Annotated in this window: 2 protein-coding genes; both read left to right on the top strand. The window is 65.4% G+C overall.

Features of this window, described 5'->3' with window-relative positions; genetic code table 11:
* A partial coding sequence (locus tag EN781_RS31005) for a response regulator transcription factor (RefSeq protein WP_245492695.1) occupies positions 1 to 582 on the top strand: 582 nt, incomplete at its 5' end.
* 224 nt (positions 583 to 806) lie between these two features.
* The coding region (locus tag EN781_RS31000; RefSeq protein WP_189347951.1) for a sensor histidine kinase at positions 807 to 2,271 on the top strand (1,465 nt) is incomplete at its 3' end.

Genomic DNA, 2,271 nt, shown 5'->3' with positions numbered 1-2,271 from the left:
ATCCTCGACATAGCCATGCCTGGCGAGGACGGCCTGTCGTTCGGCCGCTGGCTGCGCTCCAAGACCCCGATCGGCATCATCTATGCCACCGCGGCCGGCACCGCGCTTGATCGCATCGTCGGGCTCGAGCTCGGCGCCGACGACTACATCGTCAAGCCTTACGAACTGCGCGAGGTGCTGGCCCGGGTGCGCAGCGTGCTGCGCCGCGTGCCGCAGCCGGCCGAGCCGCAGGCCGCCAAGCCCGAACCGGCCTCTGCCGGCCGCCGCATGAGCTTCGGCTCATTCCACGCCGATCTCGACGGCAGGCTGGTCACCGGTGCCAACGGCGCGGTCGTCGACATGGCCAAAAGCGAGTTCGACGTACTGGAAGTCTTCCTGACGCGCGCCAACCGTCTGCTGACACGAGCGGCGATCTCCGAAGCGATCGGCTTCGTCGAGGACCCGGAATCTTCGCGGGCGGTCGACATCCGCATCATGCGGCTGCGAAAGAAGATCGAGACCGACCCCGCCAACCCGAAGTTCCTGCGCACGGTGCGCGGCGAGGGCTATATCTTCTCGCTGCCGAGCGGCGAGGGCAACTGAGCCTGAACCGCAGCGGCCCGAACTGTGAGGCCGCCGTCATTCGGCCATGACGGCCGGTGACCTTCGATATCCGGAATCCGGCTGGCGCGTGTCCTTCCGGATGCGCAAAGAACGCTGTAGCATTTTTGTCCTGCATATGGTTCCTCCGGGAACCCACGATCGATTTTCGAACTGTGTGCTGAATTTCATATCCTGCCGATCTGGCCCTGGGTGACGTATTGAACATGACAGCCGAAGCCGCCCGAACGGATATGCAAGCCACCCGCCAGGGCGCGGCGATGGCGGCCGTCCGCGTCGTGCGCCGGCTGCGCGAGGCCGGTGACTGGCAGCGCGAGATGGACATCATCCTGGAGACGCTCTGCCGCGCCATGGATTGCCAGCGCGGCATTCTGTTTCGGCTTCGCGAGCTTCCGGGCCAGGGCTTCGCCCAGTCGGTCTCGGCCTACTGGATCGATCCCGAATTCGGCGGCGAACTCGCCTCGCCCACCGTCATCATGCAGTCGATCATCAATTCCGACCCGTTGCTGGAGCGGCTGCAGGAGGACGAGCGGCAAGGCAAGGTCTTTGCCGGCCATACCCGCGATCTCGACGGCTTCCTGAGAGCCGACTTCGAGAAGCAGAATATCAAGTCGTTCCTGTCGGTGTCGGTCTTCGCGCATGGCCATCTCTGGGGCACGCTGGCGGTCAACGATTGTGTCGCCGAGCGCGAATGGACCGATGAGGAAGAGGCGACGCTGCACATCATCGCGCTGGCCATCGGCGATGCCATCGAGCACTCGCCCTCCGACGCCCATGCCAGTGAGGTTATCCGCCGCACCATGCTGCAGGCTTCGCTCGACGCCATCGTCGTCATCGACGAGACCGGCTCGATCATCGAGTTCAATCCGGCGGCCGAGAAGATGTTCGGCTTCCCGCGCAGCGACATCCTCGGCAAGGACCTGCTCGACACCATCGTTCCGATCTACTACCGCAAGGGCTATGCCTCGGGCGCCGAATACATGTCGGGCCGCGGCGCGCCAATGGTTGGCCAGCGGCTCGAGACCGTGACCCAGAATGCCGCCGGCGAGGTGTTCCCGATCGAACTGACGGCGACCGAGATGCGGGTTGCCGACCGCAGGCTGATCTTCGGCTCGATCCGCGATTTGCGCGACAAGCTGCGCGCCGAGGAGGAAATCGGCCGCCAGCGCGAGAAGCTGCACCAGAACGAGAAGATGGCCGCCATGGGTTCGCTGCTGGCCGGCGTCTCGCACGAGCTGAACAACCCCCTTGCCGTGGTCGTCGCGCAATCGACGCTGTTGCATGAGTTCGCCACCGACCCGCAGACCAAGGTGCGCGCCGAGAAGGTACGCGCAGCCGCCGAGCGCTGCGGCCGCATCGTCAAGAGCTTCCTGTCGATGGTGCGCCTGCATCCGACCGAGCAGGCAGAGACCGACCTCAACCAGGTGATCCGCGCCGCGCTCGAAGTGACAGCCTATGGCGCGCGCTCCAGCGGCATCATCATCGACACCGAGTTCGCCGTCGGCCCGCTGCTGGCCATGGCCGATGCCGACCATGTCACGCAGGTGGCCGCCAACTTCCTCGTCAACAGTCAGCATGCGTTGGCTGGCGTCGCAGGCGACCGGCTGATCAAGGTGCGCACGTTTCGCAGCGATCGCGGCAATCCCGGCTTCTCCGTCGAGGACAACGGCC

This window comes from Mesorhizobium sp. M4A.F.Ca.ET.090.04.2.1, from assembly GCF_003999085.1.
Lineage (GTDB): Bacteria > Pseudomonadota > Alphaproteobacteria > Rhizobiales > Rhizobiaceae > Mesorhizobium.
Note: the sequence above shows the minus strand (reverse complement) of the source record. Positions and strands in the feature narration are given on the sequence as shown.